This is a genomic window from Candidatus Methylarchaceae archaeon HK02M2 (assembly GCA_024256165.1).
Taxonomy (GTDB): domain Archaea; phylum Thermoproteota; class Nitrososphaeria; order Nitrososphaerales; family JACAEJ01; genus HK02M2.
The window spans coordinates 1-21,424 of the sequence record JAKLZG010000091.1 but is presented as its reverse complement, the minus strand read 5'-3'; the positions used below and the strand labels follow the sequence as shown (position 1 = coordinate 21,424).

24 protein-coding genes are annotated in these 21,424 nt (G+C 37.7%); 10 read left to right on the top strand and 14 right to left on the bottom strand.

The window, feature by feature from the left end; genetic code table 11:
• Positions 1–141 precede the first annotated feature (141 nt).
• Positions 142–363, top strand: coding sequence for a DUF4342 domain-containing protein (locus L6N96_07080; protein ID MCP8323921.1), 222 nt, complete (start codon positions 142–144; stop codon positions 361–363).
• 85 nt (positions 364–448) lie between these two features.
• Here the strand turns inward: L6N96_07080 and L6N96_07075 are convergent, their stop codons facing one another.
• Positions 449–2,269 carry a DUF2207 domain-containing protein gene (locus tag L6N96_07075; protein MCP8323920.1) on the bottom strand — a complete coding sequence of 607 codons (1,821 nt, stop codon included), beginning with the start codon at positions 2,267–2,269 and terminating at the stop codon, positions 449–451.
• 8 nt (positions 2,270–2,277) lie between these two features.
• Positions 2,278–2,841 (bottom strand): LemA family protein, encoded by a 564-nt coding sequence (locus L6N96_07070; protein MCP8323919.1) that lies wholly within the window; start codon positions 2,839–2,841, stop codon positions 2,278–2,280.
• Between the two features lie 87 nt (positions 2,842–2,928).
• Here L6N96_07070 and L6N96_07065 point away from each other — a divergent pair, with 87 nt between their 5' ends.
• From L6N96_07065 to L6N96_07050, 4 genes are all read left to right on the top strand, one after another.
• Entirely contained in the window at positions 2,929–4,824 is a 1,896-nt protein-coding gene (locus L6N96_07065; protein MCP8323918.1) for a hypothetical protein, read from the top strand.
• Positions 4,825–5,047: 223 nt separating this feature from the next.
• On the top strand, positions 5,048–6,661 hold the full coding sequence (locus L6N96_07060; GenBank protein MCP8323917.1) for an ATP-binding protein: 1,614 nt from the start codon (positions 5,048–5,050) through the stop codon (positions 6,659–6,661).
• A gap of 454 nt (positions 6,662–7,115) precedes the next feature.
• Complete coding sequence (locus L6N96_07055) at positions 7,116–7,781, top strand: hypothetical protein (GenBank protein ID MCP8323916.1); 666 nt, start codon at positions 7,116–7,118, stop codon at positions 7,779–7,781.
• Between the two features lie 109 nt (positions 7,782–7,890).
• Positions 7,891–8,838 carry a 2-dehydropantoate 2-reductase gene (locus L6N96_07050; GenBank protein MCP8323915.1) on the top strand — a complete coding sequence of 316 codons (948 nt, stop codon included), beginning with the start codon at positions 7,891–7,893 and terminating at the stop codon, positions 8,836–8,838.
• A gap of 171 nt (positions 8,839–9,009) precedes the next feature.
• Here the strand turns inward: L6N96_07050 and L6N96_07045 are convergent, their stop codons facing one another.
• Both L6N96_07045 and L6N96_07040 read right to left on the bottom strand, forming a co-directional pair.
• The gene (locus L6N96_07045; protein ID MCP8323914.1) at positions 9,010–9,978 is read right to left on the bottom strand and encodes a tetrahydromethanopterin S-methyltransferase subunit H; all 969 of its coding nucleotides are present in this window, start codon (positions 9,976–9,978) and stop codon (positions 9,010–9,012) included.
• 2 nt (positions 9,979–9,980) lie between these two features.
• Positions 9,981–10,223: a hypothetical protein gene (locus tag L6N96_07040; protein MCP8323913.1), complete on the bottom strand. Its 243-nt coding sequence runs from the start codon at positions 10,221–10,223 to the stop codon at positions 9,981–9,983.
• A 468-nt stretch (positions 10,224–10,691) separates the two neighbouring features.
• Between L6N96_07040 and L6N96_07035 the strand changes: the two genes are divergently transcribed.
• Positions 10,692–11,291, top strand: a complete 600-nt coding sequence (locus tag L6N96_07035; protein MCP8323912.1) for a MarC family protein — start codon at positions 10,692–10,694, stop codon at positions 11,289–11,291.
• 48 nt (positions 11,292–11,339) lie between these two features.
• Here L6N96_07035 and trxA read toward each other — a convergent pair whose 3' ends face one another.
• From trxA to L6N96_07000, 7 genes are all read right to left on the bottom strand, one after another.
• Positions 11,340–11,741, bottom strand: coding sequence for a thioredoxin (trxA, locus tag L6N96_07030; protein MCP8323911.1), 402 nt, complete (start codon positions 11,739–11,741; stop codon positions 11,340–11,342).
• Between the two features lie 126 nt (positions 11,742–11,867).
• Positions 11,868–12,302 carry an archease gene (locus L6N96_07025; GenBank protein ID MCP8323910.1) on the bottom strand — a complete coding sequence of 145 codons (435 nt, stop codon included), beginning with the start codon at positions 12,300–12,302 and terminating at the stop codon, positions 11,868–11,870.
• Between the two features lie 108 nt (positions 12,303–12,410).
• Positions 12,411–12,692, bottom strand: coding sequence for a hypothetical protein (locus L6N96_07020; GenBank protein MCP8323909.1), 282 nt, complete (start codon positions 12,690–12,692; stop codon positions 12,411–12,413).
• 137 nt (positions 12,693–12,829) lie between these two features.
• Entirely contained in the window at positions 12,830–13,111 is a 282-nt protein-coding gene (locus tag L6N96_07015; GenBank protein MCP8323908.1) for a hypothetical protein, read from the bottom strand.
• Between the two features lie 47 nt (positions 13,112–13,158).
• Positions 13,159–14,838 (bottom strand): methionine--tRNA ligase, encoded by a 1,680-nt coding sequence (gene metG, locus L6N96_07010; protein MCP8323907.1) that lies wholly within the window; start codon positions 14,836–14,838, stop codon positions 13,159–13,161.
• A 95-nt stretch (positions 14,839–14,933) separates the two neighbouring features.
• A complete protein-coding gene (ahcY, locus tag L6N96_07005; protein ID MCP8323906.1) occupies positions 14,934–16,181 on the bottom strand; it encodes an adenosylhomocysteinase in 1,248 nt (415 codons plus the stop codon).
• Between the two features lie 60 nt (positions 16,182–16,241).
• Complete coding sequence (locus L6N96_07000) at positions 16,242–17,054, bottom strand: S-methyl-5'-thioadenosine phosphorylase (protein ID MCP8323905.1); 813 nt, start codon at positions 17,052–17,054, stop codon at positions 16,242–16,244.
• 179 nt (positions 17,055–17,233) lie between these two features.
• Here L6N96_07000 and L6N96_06995 point away from each other — a divergent pair, with 179 nt between their 5' ends.
• A complete protein-coding gene (locus L6N96_06995; GenBank protein ID MCP8323904.1) occupies positions 17,234–17,560 on the top strand; it encodes a hypothetical protein in 327 nt (108 codons plus the stop codon).
• 135 nt (positions 17,561–17,695) lie between these two features.
• Positions 17,696–18,277, top strand: coding sequence for a hypothetical protein (locus L6N96_06990; protein ID MCP8323903.1), 582 nt, complete (start codon positions 17,696–17,698; stop codon positions 18,275–18,277).
• 71 nt (positions 18,278–18,348) lie between these two features.
• On the opposite strand, the gene L6N96_06985 is transcribed toward L6N96_06990, so the two are convergent.
• Positions 18,349–18,573 carry a hypothetical protein gene (locus tag L6N96_06985; GenBank protein MCP8323902.1) on the bottom strand — a complete coding sequence of 75 codons (225 nt, stop codon included), beginning with the start codon at positions 18,571–18,573 and terminating at the stop codon, positions 18,349–18,351.
• Between the two features lie 154 nt (positions 18,574–18,727).
• On the opposite strand from L6N96_06985, the gene L6N96_06980 reads away from it, so the two are divergent.
• Positions 18,728–19,141 carry a translation initiation factor IF-2 gene (locus L6N96_06980; GenBank protein MCP8323901.1) on the top strand — a complete coding sequence of 138 codons (414 nt, stop codon included), beginning with the start codon at positions 18,728–18,730 and terminating at the stop codon, positions 19,139–19,141.
• A gap of 5 nt (positions 19,142–19,146) precedes the next feature.
• Entirely contained in the window at positions 19,147–19,461 is a 315-nt protein-coding gene (locus L6N96_06975; protein ID MCP8323900.1) for a DUF424 family protein, read from the top strand.
• Positions 19,462–19,506: 45 nt separating this feature from the next.
• Here the strand turns inward: L6N96_06975 and L6N96_06970 are convergent, their stop codons facing one another.
• Both L6N96_06970 and L6N96_06965 read right to left on the bottom strand, forming a co-directional pair.
• On the bottom strand, positions 19,507–20,895 hold the full coding sequence (locus L6N96_06970) for an MFS transporter (GenBank protein MCP8323899.1): 1,389 nt from the start codon (positions 20,893–20,895) through the stop codon (positions 19,507–19,509).
• Between the two features lie 142 nt (positions 20,896–21,037).
• The coding region (locus L6N96_06965) for a hypothetical protein (GenBank protein MCP8323898.1) at positions 21,038–21,424 on the bottom strand (387 nt) is incomplete at its 5' end.

The window sequence follows — 21,424 nt, the reverse complement described above, 5'->3', positions numbered from 1 at the left end:
TTTTTTTATATAAAATTCATTTTACTTTATATAGGTGAAAAAATTCTGCCTTATTGTAGTAAATGCGGAATAAAGTTAAAAGAAGACGATAAATTCTGTCCTACTTGTGGTTCCCCAGTTACTAAAGTGGTTATAGAGGAAATGTCGGTTTCCTCTGACAACCTTATTGAAAAGGTTAAGGAGTTACTTCATGAGGGAAATGTCAATAGGATAATTGTTAAGGATGACAAAGGGAAGGTATTGCTTGAAATACCTGCTACTGTCGGAGTTATCGGCGTTCTGCTTGCTCCTTGGCTCGCTGCTTTAGGTGCTATAACTGCTTTAGCTACAAATTGCAAAATAATTGTTGAAAGAAAAGAATAAAGTTACTTGTTAACATTTGAAGGTTTGGAGAAAACAAAATCCTGTTCCAAGACCTTCAAAGATTGGTCCTCCTACCACGTAAATATTAAATCAAAGGCGAAAAACGTGCTCCTCCCCCTCCTCCGCCAAATCCACCACCTCCACCGAATCCACCTCCACCGAATCCACCCACACCTCCACCACTAGTTTGTATTGGTGTCGATATTACAGGGTGGAAGTAGATAGGGACATAGCTCAACATAGCTACTTCCGGAATGTTGATCTTGAGCGCTTTCATAGCATTCGCCACCTTCTGGCCAACGCCCAATGCTGTTCCGTATACCAGCCATTCTCCCCACATAGATAGATCCTCGGTTGCATACTTCTTTATCTGGGCAAGGTCTGAGAGGAAATTCCTGAAAGAGTCCCACTCCAGTTTCTCCTTGTAATAATCTCCCTTCCATTTACCGAAGAGGGTCGATGGGAAAATAACTGCAACGATTACCTGTATCACTCCAACTGCGGATAGGGCAAGCGGTTCTGTTAATAGATACGAGACAGAAGGAGCAGAAAGCATCAGAATTAGCGATGCTAACAGAATACTAGCAGGTACCAAAAGAAGACGGGCTACTCTTCCCCTTCCACTGACCGTAAACTCTGAAGCTGTTCTCTTATCAATAAATTTGGTCAAACTCTTCAATTCATCCTTGATTGAAAGGAGTTCTGGATCAACACTAGAGGATTTTTTCTGATCTTCTAGGAGTCTTTCGACATAATCTGTTTCGAAAACGCCATCTCTCGATTTACTCTCAAGGAACCTCAGAACTTGATGTTCGTATCTATCATCGCTCCTTGAGTCTATAACTTGAATCGTCAAACCTTCATTTTTAGTATTTATTTTAATCTTACCCTTCAAGTGTAGATCCAAGAGGGTAGCGTAGAAACCATCTTCATCGAAGTCCAAAGCATCTTTTTTGAACAATAAGTTAACCATCCACGATTTTCTTAACCGATTGGGTATTGTACTAAGATATTCAGGTACTACAAAATCCTTTTCTCTACCAAAATAAAAGTAGATTATAACTAATATGAGAGGGATTATAAAGACCAAAAGTAGAGATGCATACCCTAATGCCAAAGCGAGATCGTACTGGAGAGAGTACCAAAAGTTAGCGTTGACGGTCGTTGATCTGACATCATTGATTTCGTGTGAGAAACCATCTATAAGAGTAATGGCATCTCTGTCCAATAGCATTTCTATCTCTATAAGTTCATCCTTTGCAGCACTTCCTTGGATAATCTTTTTATCATTCAAATTAGATACCTGCATCAAGGGTGGGTGAGGATAAAGTGCCTCGATGTACCCTGCGTTTTCTATAGTGAGAATCACTTTTCGGTATGGTAAGTGGTTTGAAGCTAGCTTGATATTAAGATGGCATAACTCGCTGTCGTACTCTATTGGCGGATGTAATTTGAAAACATATTCCACAGAATAGGTTCCTGAACTAAAATAATAAGGATTGAATACCCCTGCTTCATTTTCCTCGGCTAACCAACTGATGGTATTATAATTTTGGTCTCCCCCTTCAGTGAAAATCTGAACATTACCAAGATGATCCTTTGCATATGAGATTGTACCATCCGGCTCATTCACTTTGAGTACTTCTATGTACGGTTCGTCCAAGTCACTGAATGAAAGAGGCGCCTCCCAAAACCTGTAAAGCATACGATACTTATTGGATACTCCAATATTGTATGTGTATCTTTCTACGAGAGTCCCGTTAAGGTACAGAGTGGCTTGGTATTCATCAACCACAACCTCTTCAATAAACAAAGACTGTGATAAGTAGTCTATAATAACAAATCCTGCAACCCCAATGAAAATAGTTAGAAAAAAAAGGGTTGCTATCTGTTTTTTTTCTAACATTGATATTCTCAGAACTCTATCGTTGGCGGTCTCGTTATCTCCTCTTCGAACTTTAGATAATTTAATTTAATCATACCTATAATCCTCGCAACAAAGTTAGACGGGACTGTATCAGTGAGTATATTAAACTCTTGGACTATATTGTTGTATGTGTACCTCTGCCTTGCGATCTCGTCCTCTACCGACTTAACTGCTCCCATCAAATCGGTTACGGTGCTTGAGGTCTTCAGATCGGGGTAGTTCTCGGCCACTGCAACAATATTGCCAAGGATCTTTCTCGACTCGCGATCGATCTCCTGCAGTCCTGCGGCACCTGTTTTAAAGACTTCTGTTCTTAGATTTGTTACTTTCTCAAAAACCTCTCGCTCAAACTTGGCATAGCTTTTAACAGAATTAAGCAATTGTTCAATCATATCGAGCCTTTTCTTCATGGCAACCCTTATCTGTCCTAATGTTGCGTCTGCAGAGTTCCTAAGCCTATAGAATCTGTTGTAGATGAAAATAAAGTACAATATTAGGCCGACAAAGGTTAATACAACAATAATCAGCAATATCCATTGGATAAGATCCATCAATGTATTTCATTTTAGATGATCTTCATAAACTTTTCTTAAAATAAGAGAGTGCCTTTTTAAGTATTCCTTTAAATAGAAAGGAAGATGGAGAGATCTTTTATTAGTTCCCAATTCAAGCGGGCCGGCGACATCCTTCGGAAAGGTGCCTCAGAACAGATAGTAGACTATAGGAGAAAGTTTGACTCTATCAAAGACATCTATGATAGTTTTCTCCAGGATTTGATTAAGAAGGATTTCAGCTTTAAAGATGTGGCTAAAACAGCTGAGACTTTCTTCGATTCAAGGAAAGTTGGTTTCGCCGCAGTGGATGGTACGGAGTATACTAGACCCATGTTTGACCTAGTTATCTTTTTTGGTGGATCCTATGCATCAAAGGGAACAATCGAGTTTGGAGACAGTGAACTGGAGCTAGAATATTCCACAACCCAGTTCTCGAAGGAGGGGGTTGGGATTTCAAGTTGCGTTCCCATGTATGTGAACGAGGTTGTAGAAGCGGAACAGGCCTTTATGGAACTAGCCAGCGGTGCAGGGTTGACGGTTGCAAGACCACTGACAGATGAGATGGTGATCAACAACTCATCCATCGCCAACTGGATAATGACCTTCAGCGAGTTCTATTTGGCCTATAAACTGGCGAAGGATTCCTTGGGCAAAGTCAGGATTCTACTTATGGACCGCAGCCTCAGTAATATGCAGAGTAGCCTTGTCTACGATACTCGGCGTAGAAGGCTTTGGAACACCTGCGCTATCCTTGGATTTGATGTAGACGGTGTTGAGGTTGATATCAACGACTTGGCATATAACAGGCACAGGATAGTGAATTCTGCTCTCCACCTTCCACCCCCCAGAGGTGACTATCTGCGATACTCTGTTGCCTACCTATTGGAGAATATTGGGCCTCTTGATCTAGATGGGATCTGTACAGAATTGAGCATAGATTCTAAGGATAGGCGAAAAAGGGTTACGCGGTTTATATCTCGATCATTAAAAGAGGGTTACCTCCAAGAGAACAGAGGAATATACAAGGTAGCTTCCAAATATAAGAATTCATGGGATAGAGTAAAGGGCTTGGTTGAGTCGGTTGGCAGGCAGCTGTTCGAGGCCGACTCCTCTAGGAATCCATTGCAAGTAGAGAAGGATGGAGCGAAGTGCTGGCTTACGACTTTAGACATGGCATTCCTTTCCCTCTTCAGCCTCTATATGTTAGTTGAGGAATGTTGGAAACATCGTATCCTCCTTTTAGGAATTACAAAGGATACGGTAGCTAGAGATTTTAAAACCCATCTGATCCCTGTCTGCCTAAACGAGAAGATATGGAGCTACCCTTTGTCCCAAGAAGATTTAGATGAAGCCCCCAATACAGATCGGATGTTGCTTCAGTATGTGAGCATCTATAATTATGAAAAGCTACCTACTCCATGGAGCCTCATCGAATACGATTCCGCCTTCCGTATGATCATACCTGAGCTTGAGAAAAGAAGACCTGGATATGCAAGTGGCGCTATACGCAACAGAATCAGTCCAGAAAGGACATTTCTAAAGACGTATATCCAACTTTCTGAAGCTAGGTCTGATCCAAGACTTAGGAGTAATGTTCTCTTCATGGATCGATTAGTATATCCTGAATATGATCTGAGGGAGGATGTGTTGGTTAGGTTTAAGCAGTGTTATGGTGGGGCTGTTGAGCCAGTTGAAGCGATGTTATATAAGGATCGAGGAGTTGTTAATGAATTGCAGAATATGATCGTGGTTATGTTGAAGGCGATGACCAATTCTAGCATCCCTGAGGTCTTCGGACATAACATGCCATTATTCATCGCGGATAAGGTTGCCAAATGGCACAATAGTGAAATTAGGAGGATCGTTAATTCCACTGGCATCTGGATTGCCAATAATCCGGATTTGAGGAGGTTTGTATTTTACATGAGTACTTTCCGTGAGAGGAGGAGTGGTCTTGAGTCGGGTAGAAGAGAAACTTAAGAAATATTTCACAGATTTTGATGGCAAGTTTGATGCACAGCTAAGCAAAGTCTCAGTGAGCCAAGTGGAGATGGATGAAAGATTTGGAACCTCATCCCCTTATTTGTGTAGGGTGAAGGCCCAGTATTGTAGGGAACTACTTAGGCTGCTTGACGATGGTATGCTGCTTGCCGTTAAAAACTTTAGGTCCGATGACCGAAAGGAGAAATATACACTACTAGAAGTGGTTCGGTTTTGGCCAGAGCACTTCGGTTTGAGAGGTGTTCGGGATTATCAGTATTTCCCGATGCAATTTGAGGTGATACAACAATCCGTCCAAGATTGGGAGATGAGCGATAAGACGATGATGATGATCCAATTGACGGCTATCCCAATTAATTACGACCTTGTCTTGGAAGTTGATAAGAACCCTGACTTTGAGAGAGGTTTCTCATATCCTATTGTGGGTAATAGGGCCTATATCTTGAACAAGGAGATGATCAGGAGCATGTACAACCGTGAAATCCCTGAGGCACTTTCCTGTGAGGGAATGGAAACCTGTGCAAATGCTAGAAAGGACCCGAGGCTTGGGACTATTAAGATGTTTGAGGCTGCAGGGGAGAATATTCCACTCTACGTAAACTATGATTCTTTAATTCGCTATCACTTCGGGATTTTCGCCTTCACAGGTGGGGGAAAGAGTAATTTGCTTTCTAACGTTCTGAGAAGAATCCTTTTACACAAAAGCAGTGTGAAGGTTGTTATTTTCGATATCTCATGTGAGTATCCATTCTTATTGATGGATGTCTTTGCAGACTCCTCCATCTCTTCTAAGATTATATTGGAGAACGAGGTTCGTAATGATAGAGAGTTCTACAACTCTGTGGTAAAGCCGAAGGATTATGAGGCTGATACGAGAGTGATTGAAGGGATGACCAAAATCTTCAACCTTGGCAGAGTCTCCCACCTGTGGAGGGGCAGGAGGAAGGTTCCCCAATTTGTTGAATTTCTGGCTGACATTGAGAGATTGAAAGAAGGGAATGTGAAAAATCCTAACTATGTTGAGGCGTTGAGCGATATCGAAGACTTAGTCTTGGGTTACATGGAGGAAAAGGGCCTTAAAGAGGGCGATGAACTCACGGAGGAGTTCATAGAGGCCTTGATTAAGGTTGCAAAGGATGTTGCTGAGAGTTTCCGTGTCCACGAGAAGAGTGCTCTGTATGGCTGGTTCCAATCTAGGGATAAGATGAGGAGGTACTTCGAAGATCGATCTCAAGTAATAGGCGAGGGTTACAGTCTTGAAGGGGTAAAGAAGCTACTTGAAGGGACTACTCAGTTAGTCTGCATCTCAATAAGTGAGGCCAAGACCATAAAGCGCTTAGTCATCGAGTTAACACATGACTTGTTAATAAAGAGGAAGAGAGAGTTCAAGGTGGAGCCATATATCCTCTTCGTCTGGGACGAAGCCCAAGAGTTCGTCGCCAATCCCTCTAATGTAACTGGAATCGACAAATTGTGTAGTCTTGAAGTGGAGCGTTTGCTGAGGCAGGGGAGAAAGTATGGACTTGGTGGATGCATAGCAACTCAAAGGATTGCATATCTAAATACGAATGCATTACAACAACTTCATACCTACTTTGTGAGCACTCTTCCTAGACCTTATGATAGAGGCTTGATAAGCAACACCTTCATGATTGATAAAACAATCCTCGAGAAGACTTTGGAGTTTGTACCAGGTGAATGGTTGCTGTCAAGCTATTTAGCAACAGGTATGGCAAATGTACCCATATTTATGAAGGCAGATAATGCAGAGGTCGAGATCGAGAATTTCTTAAATATAGCATTTATAAAAAAATGAATTTATAAAAAATGAATTTAGTTTCAATACTAAACTGTATAACTTTATTGATTGAAACACCGCTAAAAAGGAAATAAATTTTTATGATTTTACATAGTTGAAAAGCTTTTAGGTGGGTTACTTGAAAATAAGGAGGAGAATAAAATGGATGATGATATTCTATCGCTTGCTATTATCCTCTTTTTAGTAATCGGAGTTATGAGTTTCTGGGTGATTTTTCAAATTAACGTACTCTTTGGGCTAATTTTTGGCATTATTTTTGGTTATTTGGTAGTAACTGTAATGTTAGATTGGATAAATAAATTAGAAAGATAATAAATTGCTTTTTCAAAGGTTAAGAATAATCCTAAAATCTGAATTCTCTATTTGGCTTCCTTTTTATCTACAATTTTTTAAAGAGCTGTATTTATAGGAGATGTTGAACATGATATCGGTCAAAGTAACAAAATTTGGCTTGTTTTTTAAGAGATATAATACTGATGTTAATATCCAAATACCAGATAGAATAGATGTTAACAGTATCTATGATATAGCCAATGATTTAAGTTTCTTTAACAAGGTTCCTAAGCCAAATGAGGTCATATTTAATTATGTAGGAGGTATCAAAAAAAGAGTTGCAGGAAAGAGATTTTCGATAAAAGAGTTAATGCATATAGATTTTAAAGGTTTTTATCTCTCCATTCAAACAGATATCTCAAATTATAAGGGCTACGGGCTAACTCATAAGGGTGTTTATTATAAGACCGAGTACAAATTTTTCCCAAAGGAAATAGAATATAAGGTAAGAAGTAAATACTATGGATATTCTCTTCATCCTTCAAAATTAAAAGATACTTTAGAGACAATAGGGTACAATTCTAATGTAGAGAAATTTAGATTGTCGATTAAGCATTTTGATGGGAGCCTGTTTATGAATGAGATTATGGACTTTGACTTTGAAACAAACCCTGATTTTGTTAGGATAAGAATTAAGGGAGCTAGGCAAAAAGAACCTAAAATTCCAAAAAATTTCTCTTATTTTGAATTAAGTAAAAATATTTTAAAAAGAATTCGATCAAACTTAGATTTAGAAAGGAAAGTCGATGACCTTATCCTAAAGGAATCAAAAATGATTAGATAAGTAGATAACTTTCTACTGTAGGGTCATCTAAATTTGGTGGAATGAAAGTTAGCAAATTAGTCGTTTCCCGGATGAAAAATTCATAACCTTCGCTTTATTTAACGATCATATGAAGATACTTGTAATGGGAGCAGGAGCGATAGGCTCTACATTCGGAGGTTTTCTATCAAAATCACAAGATGTGGCCTTGATAGGTAGGAAACCGCACATATCCAAGATCAATAAGGAGGGTCTTAAAATATCGGGGATTTGGGGTGAGCATATATTCAAGAATCTCCATGCTTTTACATCTGTTGTAGAATGTACTGAGCTTGCCCCTTACGATCTCGTTTTGATTACAACAAAGTCTTACGATACCGAGGATGTTGTGATAAAAGTATTACCATTGATAAGTAAAGACAGCCTCGTTGCATCAGTACAGAATGGCATAGGCAATGAGGAAATAATTGCCAAGATTGTCGGAAAAAATAGAACAATGGGAGGTATGGCGATCTTCGGTGCTGTTCTAGTTGAGCCTGCGCACGTTCAAGTTACAGTATATGCGAGTGAATGCCTCTTTGGAACTCTTTCGAGGAATATGAAAAGATCAAAAGCGGTTGCAGAGATGGTTTCCAAGTCTGGCATTCCTGCTTCCCCAACAGATGATATAATCCGAGAAAAGTGGATGAAGGTTTTCTATAACATTGCCTTGAACCCCTTATCAGCTATCTTAAAGATTCGATATGGTAAATTGGGGGAATATAAGGAGACGAAAGAGATAATCAAGAGAATGCTCAAAGAGGCTTTTAACGTTGCAGAAGCTGAAGAAATAAGACTAAAATTTACTTGGGAAAAATACTTTCATTATCTCATCAAGAATCAATTGCCGCCAACATCTGAGCATAAAAGTTCTATGCTCCAAGATATTGAAAAGCACAAGAGAACGGAGGTGGAATACATGAATGGAGCAATTGTCAGATTAGGAAAAGTTCATAGAATTAAGACACCTGTAAACGAGACGATCTACAATATAATCAAGACTTTGGAAAGAATGAATGAAATGCCGATTTTCGAATAAATCTTAACAATCTATTGGATGTGCCGTCCCTTTATATAATAAACAAGAACTAAAATATGATTAAAATTTTAACCCTTTCTATTGTCTAGTTTAATAATGATATTTTACTAACTAGAGATTTTAATAAAAAGAGGGGAAGACTGACAGAACCATCAGTCAACTGTACTACTTTTATAATGTAGCTTTCTCTAGCTTCTCGACGAAATCAGGGAACATCTTGCTTAATGGATGATCTTTATTCAACGGCATTTTGTATTCAAAGTTAGACACAGTAGCAGCCATTGCGTCTATTGCTGCACATGCAGGGATTACCCAAGGGGCAGATTCTATTATCCCATATAGCAGAAAATCTGCTCCAAAAGCAAGAGGCACTACTTGAACGCTTGCCTCACAAGCTTTGAATACATCTAGACCCCACTTCTCTTTTGGCATCTTCCAAGTCGTAGTGGCGTTCCCTGGGGCTCCGCCTGCTGGTAATCCTAATTCATCCTTTACTAAACTAACCGCCTTGCAACCTACTCCCATGCTAGGAATGTAAGTAAATAGGGTTACGTCAATTATTGGCATCGTAACTCCGGCATCTTCTTCTGCAACCTTCAATAGACCCTTTTGTTCTGAATCACCTTTTAGAATAGAGATAACACCATTAGCGCTTCGATTCTTAACATTATATGCCAATATTATTGAGGAGTCAATCTTTGCTGCTTTTATTGCATCCATTTCTTCTTTCTTTGGGGGGGGTAAGGGCATTATACTATTATATACAATCCTATTAGATAACCCAGCTTCAGAAATGTATTTGAGTCCTTCAAGTTTGATGTTGAGTTTCCAAGCATCGAATAGCATGGGTACATCCGTAACACTTGCAACGAAATCCAGATACTTTGGAATTTGTTCAACAGAAGTACATACTACATCTAACATAGATTGTAGACCTGTTTCGTCACAGAGGGTATCTTGCTTATTTATGAGGGCCTCTGCTGCCTTTTTATCGAAATCGCCCGTCTCTTCATCCCTTACGATTTTATGCTTCTCATAGAAGATGGTCCCAACAAGTACCTTTGGATTCTCTCCTGGTTGTCCACCAATCGTCACATTCCCTATCTTGAAGATTTTTTGTGGAGATTTAAAAAAGAGCATAATTAGAGAAGCAGAGCTTCTTGTTTATTTATCTTTCTAGGCTTCCTCTCCTTTATCATTTTCAGAGCATCATCAATCTGTTTACATTTCTTTTCTGTACGAACAAAAGGTCTTATTGCTCTCAAGAACCTTTCTTGGTCATGGTGTAAGATGCTTATGTAAGGTGTTGCTGGTGGATAATCTCTTATCGGACATCTCCTAACTATCTTTTCTCTCTTTAGAACATTGCATACATCATTCAGCACCCTTTTTTCACTCTGTGTAATCGATATCTTGACCTAATATCTGAAAGAAAGACAGCTTTAACTGCTTTAGATTATGCTTACTGTGAAACTTGTGATAAGTTTTCTACTATACTTATCTTTCTAAGATAGGTGTACATGAAAAAGGATTAGAACCTTCTATTTACGAAGCTCAAATGGGATATGGTATTACGTTGATAATTTTACAGTATATGGCAAACAAATTCGTTTGAGTTGTATTCAAGTTAATATCATTTAAGAAAACATTATCTGAATTCAATAGGAGTTAAACTAAGGTTAAATAAAACTTTGTATTTTCCTTTTAATATAATTGATAGATTTTTCTTTTTTACTTTTGTTCTCGTCTAAAGTTTAACTCATCTTCTATTTTCTTAACTCGCTTTTGTTTTATCCAATATGTTGCATTCTTAAAGAAAAGCAATATAGGGATATACTTTAATAAATAATGTGATGGAAATTTTTAGCTTCGATCCATACTTATTCTTTCAAGCTTTTTTTCTACTCTTTACTATCCTAGATGCGGTGGGCAATACTCCCATTTTTATCTCTTTAACAGCAGATATAGCTGATAAAAGACGGAAGATAATAACCGAGTCTGTATTTATTGCATTCTTAATACTCATCGTATTCGCTTACTTGGGTGGGTTCATCTTTCAACTCTTAGGGACCACAATTGACGATTTTAAGATCGCAGGTGGAGTAATACTCTTCCTTATAGCATATGATTACTTGAGAGGGGAGAGATCCAAGGTTAAAAGCATAGATGGAAGAGAAATAGCTGCATTCCCACTCGCAACCCCGCTCCTTGCGGGACCTGGCGCAATATCAACGGTCATGATTTTAATGAACCCTCCTTACGGTCCTCTTATCACATCTGCTGTAATAATATCCAACTGCATACTTGCATGGATAATCCTTATTCAAGGTAAGTTCATTCAAAACATATTAGGTCAAAATGGCACGCGAATCTTCACAAGGATTATGGGCTTGCTAATAGCTGCTATAGCTGTAACTTTTGTTAGGGAAGGTATCATGGCGATCTTTGGTTAACGACACTAACTTGAAAAGATAGATCATTTTATGAAAATTATAGAAATATTATGACTCAATATATTTGGCGATGAGTTTCTCAAGACCTCTCTCTCCAATTGCACCTACTGCAATATCACTAGGCTTTCCATCTTTAAATACCATAAAAGTAGGTATTGAAAAGACCTGGTATTTTGTCGATATGTCTCTGTTTTCATCGACATTCAATCTACCGAAGATTATCTTCCCATCATATTTCTTTGCTAAATTCTCAAAAGCGGGAACCATATACAAGCATGGGGCGCACCATTCTGCCCAAAAGTCCACAATTACCGGCTTATCCGAGTTTATCACTTGATCAAAGTTTTCTGTAGTAAGATTCAAAGGCATTGTAGTTTCCACCTTACCAATACTCTCCTTTAAAGACTTTGCCTTCTCTTTTAGGATTCTTTCAAGCTCTGGGTCGGACATGTTTGAAAGTGTTAAAATCTCATTATTTAAAGATAAAGATTGTAAGTTCTGATATATCGTGGTGGATGTTAGCTAGTCGCTTGATATACACCTCTCCGTTTCTTTAAAGTAAGTTGGGTGGACCAATTATAAATCTAATAAGAATCGGAGGACAACCCCTTCCGAATCTTGCTTTATATCCATCATATGATAAGTTACAGCTTTGACTTCAGTTTTGGGCTTATGCTTGCTGATATTAAGTTCCTCGCCCTTTACAATCCCTTCTAACTCATAGCTCCCTTCTTTTTGATATATCTTTACAGTAAAGGATGAGTAGACCTTGTTCTCAGATGTAACTTTAATAAGCAACTCCTCCAACCAGTTATAAAGAAGGTTCTCCAAATCTAAACCATGAGTTTTAATGAACTCTTCGATCTTATCATCGACTTCATTGATATCGATCATTGTATCGATCAAAGCCATGCCAGCGCTCTCGAAGGCTTCCTCTAAAGAAGTTCCATAAGCCTCAATAAATTCATCTCCCATATGTTCTAGGAAGGTGTACCTTTTTTTAATTGACAATATCCTTTAACTTTGTATATTATATGAAATAAAAGGTTCACTGTGACAACATATTATCCTAAGATAAATTTAACTTTTAAATGTCTATTTTCTTCAGGTTATTTATAACTAACCTTTCCAAAGTCCTAGAGCTAAACCTACGAGAAACGTAATTGTTGAGTATGGCAATAAATTAAGTAAGCTTCCTGCTTCCCATATCTTCGGCAAGTATTCTATAGCTTTTTGCATAACATCTTGTACACTAGGTAGCATAATGTATCCCACTGCTCCTAAGATCAGGACCAAAGCTAAAATTATAAGTGCTAGTTTTATTGTTTTTTTAATTATGATACCGACTAAGAATCCTATTATAAATGGTATTGCGATCGGGACAATCCAAGCCCATTCCATATTTAACCAAAACGAAGAGTCTATTATATTACTTTTACTTCATTAATACGATCTGTGGGAGAACCGTATAGTAATTAACTTTTAAATCCCAAAATATATTAAAAATTCAATGAAGTCCTAACTAAAGGTAGAGTTACTTAAGATATCTTGCTACCTGACCTCACTTGCTTATCAGGATGGAGGATTGAGATGTTAGAATCATCCAATGCAGCCAATATCATCACTTCAGATTCCAATCCAAAGATCTTCCTTGGCTTAAGATTAGTTACTACAGCTACAAGTTTTGATTTAAGTTGTTCCGATTCATATCTATCTCCTATGGCAGCTATAGATTGCTTCGTAGCTTCTCCTAAATCTATTATCAACTTCATGAGATTCTTAGACCCAACAACCTTTTCTGCATCTACAATCTTACCCACTTTCATATCTATTTTAGAGAACTCTTCAAAAGTTACTTGAGAAATATTTATCCCTCCTTCTTCCGAATTTTATCAAGCTTCTTAATAATTTCTTCCTTTTTTATCTTCTTGAATAATGGATGAAAAATTCCAATATTCATTGGATAATTGAAATCAACATTCGCTTCCGACCAATCAACATCTACTAATTTATTTTTCATTCCTAGAAAAACCCATATTTTCTCAGCAGTACTCGGGATTATCGGACCAAGTTCTATTGCCAAGGCCTTGGATATTCTTGCTACTACATAAAGAGCTTCGTATGCTTTTTCTGGGTGAGATTTGATAGTCTTCCAAGGTTCTGTTGCATTGAGATATGCATTGCCCTCTTCAGCCTGATCTAAAGTGAGCTTTACAGCCCTTTGAATCCTAAATTTTTCATATAATTCATCTATCTTGTCGTGCCTTGTACTTATTTGCTGGATCATGTTTTCTCCTTGCTGGCTGATTTTTGGTCTTTTAGCTATCCTACCACTCATGAACTGCTGTATAGCTGAGAGAGTTCTATTGATGAAGTTACCTATCTTATCATTAAGTTCGCTATTTACCTTCTCCTCCAATGTTTCATAAGTGAAGTTGACATCCCCACTCTCAGGTCTGATCGAAAGTAGAGAATATCTCCAATAATCGACTGGCAAGATTTTAAGAGCTTCATCTATCCATATGCCTATTTTTCTACTCTTTGAGAACTTCTTACTATTGAATAAGAGGAACTCTGTTGCATCGACTACAGCGGGGAGAACATAATCCTTCTTCGATGCGAGAAGGAGACTTGGGAAGATGATTGTATGGAATGGTATGTTATCCTTGCCTATAAAATATGATGTCTTTGTATCTGGATCGAGCCAATATTCTTTCCACTTTTCTTTTTCATTCTTTTTATCAAAGTATTCTATAACAGCTGAAACATAACCAAGAACTGCTTCCATCCATACGTAGATCGTCTTTTCTTCAGCACCTGGGAATGGAGCAGGTATCCCCCATCCAGTATCCCTTGTAAGAGATCGGGGCTTCAATCCTTCCTCAATTAGACTCAAACTAAAACTTGCAGCATTTTCGGACAATTCTTTATTATTCAAGATATGCTGTTTTACCCTCTCACTGAGTTTTGGCAGATCGAAATACCACTGTTTTGTCATTTTAATCTCGGTAGGACCATTGCAGATGGCACAGTATGCAGCTATCAATTTTATAGCATCTAGAGGCCTGCCACAACTATCGCATTGATCCCCTCTTGCGTTAGGAGCACCACAGTTCGGGCAGATTCCTTCCACAAATCTATCTGGTAGAATTTTGTCATCCTTGGGGCAGTAGTGCATCGGCTCCTCTTCTTCAAATATGAATCCGTTTTCGTATATCTCCTTAAAGTGGTTTCTCACAAAATCTATATGTATGGGGTTCTCCGTCCTTGTATAATTATTATACGATATATCCCACTTTTCGAATAGCTTTTTTATGTATATATGGTTAGCATCTGCAAACTCTTTTACAGGAACTTTTTGCCTTATCGCCTCTATCTCTACTGGCGTCCCATGTTCATCAGAGCCAGAGACGAAGATTACAGAATGACCCTTCATTCTGAGATAGCGTGCTATTACATCTGCTGACAATACTGATCCTATGAGGTTACCAAGATGCGGTATGTCCGAAGAGTATGGCCAAGCTGACGTCACTATCCATTTTGCCAAGATTTCACCACTAAATTGATAATTATGATTTTGATTCTTATAAAAAATAAAAATATTCTCTCGACAGTTACAATCAGGACTTTAGAAAGATATTTTCAAACTTTCCATTCACTTGAATATCTTTTTTGCTCATCAGTAATTTCGTCAACTTTTATACCCATGGCTTCTAACGCATTTTTAGCTACTTTCTTATCTATACTCTCAGGCACATCATAAACTTTGTTTTCCAGACTAGAATAATTTTCAGATATATAAACAACTGATAAGAGTTGGTTAGAAAATGACATCATCATGACTTCCGGTGGATGACCTTCAGCAGCAACTAAGTTCACAATTCTTCCATCTCCTATCAAGTAAAGCCTTTGATTGTTTTTTAGAAGGTATTCGTCCACGAAGTGCCTAACAGTCCTCTTCGAAACACTATTTTGCTTTAGATAATTTACATCTATTTCAACATTGAAGTGTCCAGCATTTGCAAGTATCGCTCCATGCTTCATCTTTACTAAGTGCTCTTCTCTTATTACTTTTATCTGCCCTGTTGCAGTTATGAATACATCGCCTAACTCTGCTGCATCCGCCATACGCATGACTTCAAACCCATCCATATGAGCTTCAAGGGCTTTTAATGGGTCAACCTCTGTCACTATCACATGAGCGTCTAGACCTCTAGCCCTCTTTGCTATCCCTTTTCCTACCCATCCATATCCTGCCACAACAACTTTCTTGCCAGCTATCAATAAACTTGTAGCTCTTAGCAATCCATCAAATGTGCTCTGTCCCGTTCCATAACGATTGTCAAATAGGAATTTCGTGTAAGCATTGTTTACAGCTATAGTCGGATAACGGAGTTTTCCAGATTTCGCTAAGGCCTTTAACCTAGTAACGCCTGTGGTCGTCTCTTCAGTCCCGCCCATAACTTTATGATCTGAAAACTCCATTTCTTCATGAAAAGTGACATGAGCATCACTACCATCGTCCATTATTATATCAGGCTTCGCTCTAAGGATGTTTTTTATGCTACCAAAGTATTCTTCTTTATTTTCTCCTCTCCATGCAAAGACATTTATCTCTTGTGATGATAAGTAAGCAGCTATATCGTCTTGGGTAGTCAGTGGGTTAGCCGCACTTAAATATACATCTGCACCTATTTTTTTTAGCCCCATAGCCAAGACAGAAGTCTCTTTCGTCACATGTAAGCACATACCTATTATTCTCCCTCTTAGGGGATCGTCTTCGCCAAAACTTTCTATTGTTTTTACTAAAGCTGGCATATTCTTATATGCCCACGAATAAGATTTCTCTCCTTCAGAAGCCAACGTAGGGTCTGCTATCTTACTATGCAATTTTTTTCCCGATTTCTATTTATTCGTCTGAATTTCAACTTTTCTATAAAAGATTCTAAATCATATAATCGAATTACTTAAAGCATCCTTACACTCACAATTTCTTTCTTCCGGGATTTTGGGTATAATGGCTTCCAATAGCTGTTTAGTCTTGTCGATATTTTCCTTTGATGTTTTTATGATTTCCTCAACGCTTACTAACCTATCCTTCCATACATCATAATCCGTTATTGTTGCAATAGCTATATAGCAGATTTCGGCCTCTCTAGAAAGGATACATTCAGGAACCATTGTCATGTTGATAATATCTGCCCCCCAACTTCGATAGAGTTTAGATTCGGCCTTCGTTGAGAATCTTGGTCCTTGAATAACTACACAAGTACCTCCCCTATGAATGGGTAGATTCATCTCTTTTCCAGTTTTAAGAGTAATTTCAGATAACTCTTCACAGAATGGGTCTGCAATAGATATATGACAGACTTGACCGCCGTCGTAAAATGAACTTGACCTACATGATGTTCTATCTATAAATTGATTGGGTATTACTATATCTCCGGGCTTTAACTTTTCTTTAAGGCTTCCAACAGCAGCCGGAGCTATTATCCTTGTTATACCAAGTTGCTTCAATGACCAGATATTTGCCCTATAGTTAATACTATGTGGAGGTATCTGATGAGCTTTACCATGTCTCGGTATAAATGCAACATTCTTGCCTTTAAAAAGGCCTATTGTTATAAGGTCTGATGGTTTACCATAAGGCGTGAAGACCTTTATTTCCCTTGAATCTTCCAATATACCTGGGTCGTAAAGGCCAGTACCACCAATTATGCCAATGTCTACTCTCCTATCCTCTGACTTTCTTTTACCCTTCAAGTTCTTAATGCCTTAAATAAGAGGGCATTTAAATTCCTTTTGAGATATCTATAGGTGTAAACAGAACATTTTATAGATTATCATAATCAGTGAGATCAAAGTGCCTTTGTGTTCAGTAACGGGTAACAGTTATCTAGAGGCTAAAACGGATTTATTAGGTGATCGATATCAACATTCATGTGAAAAAAGCAATTAAACGAAAGAAGATCATAGGTGCAAATAAAGAATGCAGCTATTATCCATGCCATTTTGATGAGCAGGACTGCACATGGTGTTTTTGCCCATTTTACCCTTGCCAAGACAATATGACCAAAGGAGGTCTCTCCATAGGAAGGCTCAGTGGTGAGCTTGTATGGAGTTGTGAAGGTTGTCATTGGATACATAGACCCGAGGTTGCTTCACTGGTTTTACAGAAGATATTAGAGATTCTAAAAAGAAACGAGTCATTGACTCATAACAAATTTCTTAAAATAAGACGCGAGGTTTTAGAAGCTTTTCCCCCTTAGATATAAGCGGTTTTTAAAATTTCTTAGAATTTAATTCAGTCTAATCCTTTTATATTTACAAAATGAATTTTATCTCTAAATCGCATCCAAAGGCTTTAATATCTTTTCTTTGAAAACTAATCGTTCTCATAGGAAATGAATGAAAAAAAACCAGATTTTGAGATTATAAGTTGGGAATCATTAAGGGATCTTGTCGAGATTATAGCAAAGAAGGTCAAAGAGTCAGGCTATAAACCAGATATAATAATAGGGTTGGCAAGAGGAGGTTGGGCAATTGCTAGGTTGCTATGTGATTATCTTACTGTCAAACATTTTGTAAACTTAAATGTAAATTATTGGGGGGTGCTTAAAAGCTCTCATGATAAATCGAATTTATTTATCCTGAATTTGGATCTGTCAAAGAGGAGAATACTGATAGTTGATGATGTATATAAAGATAGAAGTATGGAGAAATCTGTTGAATTTGTAAAAAAGTTAAAACCGATCGAAATCAGAACTTTAGCTCTAATTTATAATGAGGATTCGGGATTTATGCCTGATTACTACACTAAAAAAATATCTCGAAAAGGGATAATATTCCCATGGAACTTTATGGAAGAAATGAGAAAAAATGAGGCAATTAGGCATGTGAAGACCAAATTAAATCAGGAAGACGGTATAGAAGAAAAATTAGAAGAGTTAAGAAGAAAGTTTTTTCAAAATAAAGAAATGAAATGAGAAAATCTACTTTATTGATCTACAAATCTCTCTTTACGATCTACTTTATGTGAGTCCGTAAGGGTTTACGCTTAATATTGTTTTGAAGAATAAGTCCAGACAACTACAGCTATTACAGTTACAATAGAACCAACTATCCCAGCTACTATAGCACTTAGGAGGTAACCCTCTACACTGAGCAGTGCGGGATATATTTGTATCAATGTTTCCTTAAGAGCATCAAGGGCTAAGAATCCAACGAAGCCCAAAACGAACCCAACCAGTCCTAATCCAATCAATACTGCAATTCTACGCATAAGTGGTCGTTATGAACTCATATCCACGCTATTTATGACAAAAGGAGAAGGATGGTTCACTTCGATGTAAAAAAAATTGATAGTAAAATAATAATACTCTAAAGGTACAAAATTCATATACCACCCAATTAAAACCTTCTTTACTGGTGAATTATTGAGTCTTTCATATAGGGATCTATTAACAAGATTGAAGAACAATCAAACAGTAACGCCTAAGGCTAAAGTGGCAAAGCTTGAACTTCCCAAGCCAGATATTATCTGGGTCGGTCGTAAGACAATCTTCAGGAACTTCATGGATTTTTCTAGAATCATGATACGGGATCCCGATCATCTTTTGATGTTCTTAGCAAAAGAATTGGCCACAGCTGCTTCCTTGGATGGGGAAAGAGCTATCTTTATTGGAAGGAAGCAAAGACAGTCCTTCACCGTCTTGATCGATCGCTATATGAGATATTTTATAACTTGCTCTATATGTGGTAGTTTAGATACACATCTTGAGAAATCTAGAAGGCTACGGTTTTTAGTCTGTGAAGTATGTGGTGCTAGATCTTCAGTCAGATCTAAGTGATAGAATTGGGGAGAAGCGAAAAGTGCTACTTGGCAAGAATTATTAATTGGCAAGGAATAAACTTAGTGAACGTTTGTGACAAAGAGCTGATAGGAAAGACATTCAAAGATGAGAAAATTGAGATATGTATTTCACCAGATTATTTCAAAGGAGAACTCGTAAGCATAGAGGAGGCTTTAGTACTAATAAAGTCATCATCTGTAGCCAACTTAGCAGGAGAGAAGATAATAATTGAAGTCATAAAGGCCAAACTAGCGTCAAAACAAGCAGTCAAAAAAATTGGGACAACATCATTTTTAATGATCTTCAAATTTTCATAACCTAGTTAATGACTATATATAAAAATTAAAAAATTAAAAATGTTTTCATATATTTAGATGCCTTCCTCGCAACCTACCTCTTGCGAGAGAAGCAAATATGCCTCCGAAACAAAGGCAAGTAAAAATTATGAAAGCAATTTTCACACTTTCTAAAAAGAGCAGATAGTATTCAGGTGTAATTTGAACCCTTCCGATATATATAGCAAATATTACCATAACAATGCCCAAGCTTAGCACCTGTCCAATCAGTCGCATCGTTCCAACTGTTCCTGAGGCTACTCCATAAAATCTCTTTTCAACAGAACTCATAACTGCGTTTGTATTGGGAGATGAGAAAAGAGCAAAGCCAAAACCAAGAAGAATTAAACTAGTTACGATGAAGTCTAAAGTAGTTATTTCGCTTAGAAAAGTGAATAGGAAAAGCCCCATAGTTGTTAAGGCCATCCCCATTGAAGCAACTATTCTTGGTTCAATTCTGTCTGAAAGCCTCCCTGCAATTGGGGAAAAAATAGTCATCACAACGGGTTGGGCTATTAAAATTAAGCCTGCAGTTTGAGGGTCAAAACCTTTTAAATACTGCAAATAAAGGCTTAAAAGGAAAGTAACGGCAAACGTTGCACTATAATTGATCAAAGCCGCCAAGTTAGAGAAAGTGAAAACTGTGTTATTTTTGAAGAGGTTCATATCCAAAACAGGACTCTCCACCTTCATTTCCCATTTGACGAATGCTAAAATCCCTGCGGCGCCTATTAGTATTAGCCATACACCAGAAATCGTCGGCAACAGGGAAAAACCATACATTATCGCTATAAGCGTGAGGCCGTAGAATATTGAGCCAATAAAATCGAACTTCTCTCCCTTTGCCTCAGCCCACTCTCCCTTTAATTTCCAGAAAAGTAAGGAAATGATAATGAATCCTAGGGGTACATTCACTAGAAAAATGCTTCTCCAGCTCAAATGCTGTGTTAATAATCCACCTAAAAAAGGCCCTAAAGAAAGCCCTAAATAAACTGCAGCAACATTAATTCCCAGAGCTTTACCTCTCTCTCCGACAGGAAATACTGAAGTTAAAATCGCTACACCTGTTCCAAATATCAATGCACTTCCAATTCCCTCTAGAACCCGGAAAGAGATAAGTAAAATACCTGAAGTTGAAATTGCAGAAAATAGAGATGAGATGGTATAAATCAATATTCCATATGTAAAAATTTTTTTCCTCCCGTATATGTCTGAAATTCTTCCGAAAGGGACAAGAAACGTCGCTGCGGCTAAAAGATATGAAGTAGCTACCCAACTTAACAAGACAGCATCCATTGCAAATTCTTTCCCAATCGAGGGAAGTGCGATGTTAACCGAAGATCCCATGAAGGGTGTAAGGAAAGAGGCTAATGTAGCAACAAGTAAAGCTGATCTTTTATTTGTAGCATTATCCATAATAATTATCTCAAATAATTAGTATAAAGGCATAAGTAATTTGGGTAAAATTTACTGTAGTATCTATTAAGAAAGTTTAGAAATATAAAAAATAAGTTATAGATTGATTCCTTTCTTCATTATCTAATTACATTATTGATATTTAAGCTTCAGATTTAGGAAAAGTTCGAGAAAATCTTTTCGAAACTTCCTTATACATATCCAGCTCTTGTTTAGGAATCGGATTAACTTTCTCCAAAGCTTCATTAAAGTGCTCCATTGTAACTTTGAGTTCTTTAGCCTTTTCTTTTGATTCTTTTTCAGTCTCATACTTGTTCAAATGTTCCCTAATAGCAGACATGGTTGCCATGTTACACAAAGCCGCGAGATCAGCGCCAGTGTAACCATCAGTTAACTCTGCGAGCTTATCTAAATTTAAATCTTTTACAAGTGGTTTTCTCTTCGTATGAATTCTAAGTATAGCCTTTCTAGCTTCAAGGTCTGGAGCAGGTATGTAAAGAAGTCGATCAAACCTTCCAGGCCTTAGCAA

Coding starts and splice junctions, on each gene's coding strand:
- L6N96_07080 (MCP8323921.1), top strand. CDS start 142: ATGTCGGTTTCCTCTGACAACCTTATTGAAAAGGTTAAGGAGTTACTT.
- L6N96_07075 (MCP8323920.1), bottom strand. CDS start 2,269: ATGTTAGAAAAAAAACAGATAGCAACCCTTTTTTTTCTAACTATTTTC.
- L6N96_07070 (MCP8323919.1), bottom strand. CDS start 2,841: ATGGATCTTATCCAATGGATATTGCTGATTATTGTTGTATTAACCTTT.
- L6N96_07065 (MCP8323918.1), top strand. CDS start 2,929: ATGGAGAGATCTTTTATTAGTTCCCAATTCAAGCGGGCCGGCGACATC.
- L6N96_07050 (MCP8323915.1), top strand. CDS start 7,891: ATGAAGATACTTGTAATGGGAGCAGGAGCGATAGGCTCTACATTCGGA.
- L6N96_07045 (MCP8323914.1), bottom strand. CDS start 9,978: ATGCTCTTTTTTAAATCTCCACAAAAAATCTTCAAGATAGGGAATGTG.
- L6N96_07035 (MCP8323912.1), top strand. CDS start 10,692: ATGGAAATTTTTAGCTTCGATCCATACTTATTCTTTCAAGCTTTTTTT.
- trxA (MCP8323911.1), bottom strand. CDS start 11,741: ATGTCCGACCCAGAGCTTGAAAGAATCCTAAAAGAGAAGGCAAAGTCT.
- L6N96_07020 (MCP8323909.1), bottom strand. CDS start 12,692: ATGGAATGGGCTTGGATTGTCCCGATCGCAATACCATTTATAATAGGA.
- L6N96_06990 (MCP8323903.1), top strand. CDS start 17,696: ATGAATGAAAAAAAACCAGATTTTGAGATTATAAGTTGGGAATCATTA.
- L6N96_06985 (MCP8323902.1), bottom strand. CDS start 18,573: ATGCGTAGAATTGCAGTATTGATTGGATTAGGACTGGTTGGGTTCGTT.
- L6N96_06970 (MCP8323899.1), bottom strand. CDS start 20,895: ATGGATAATGCTACAAATAAAAGATCAGCTTTACTTGTTGCTACATTA.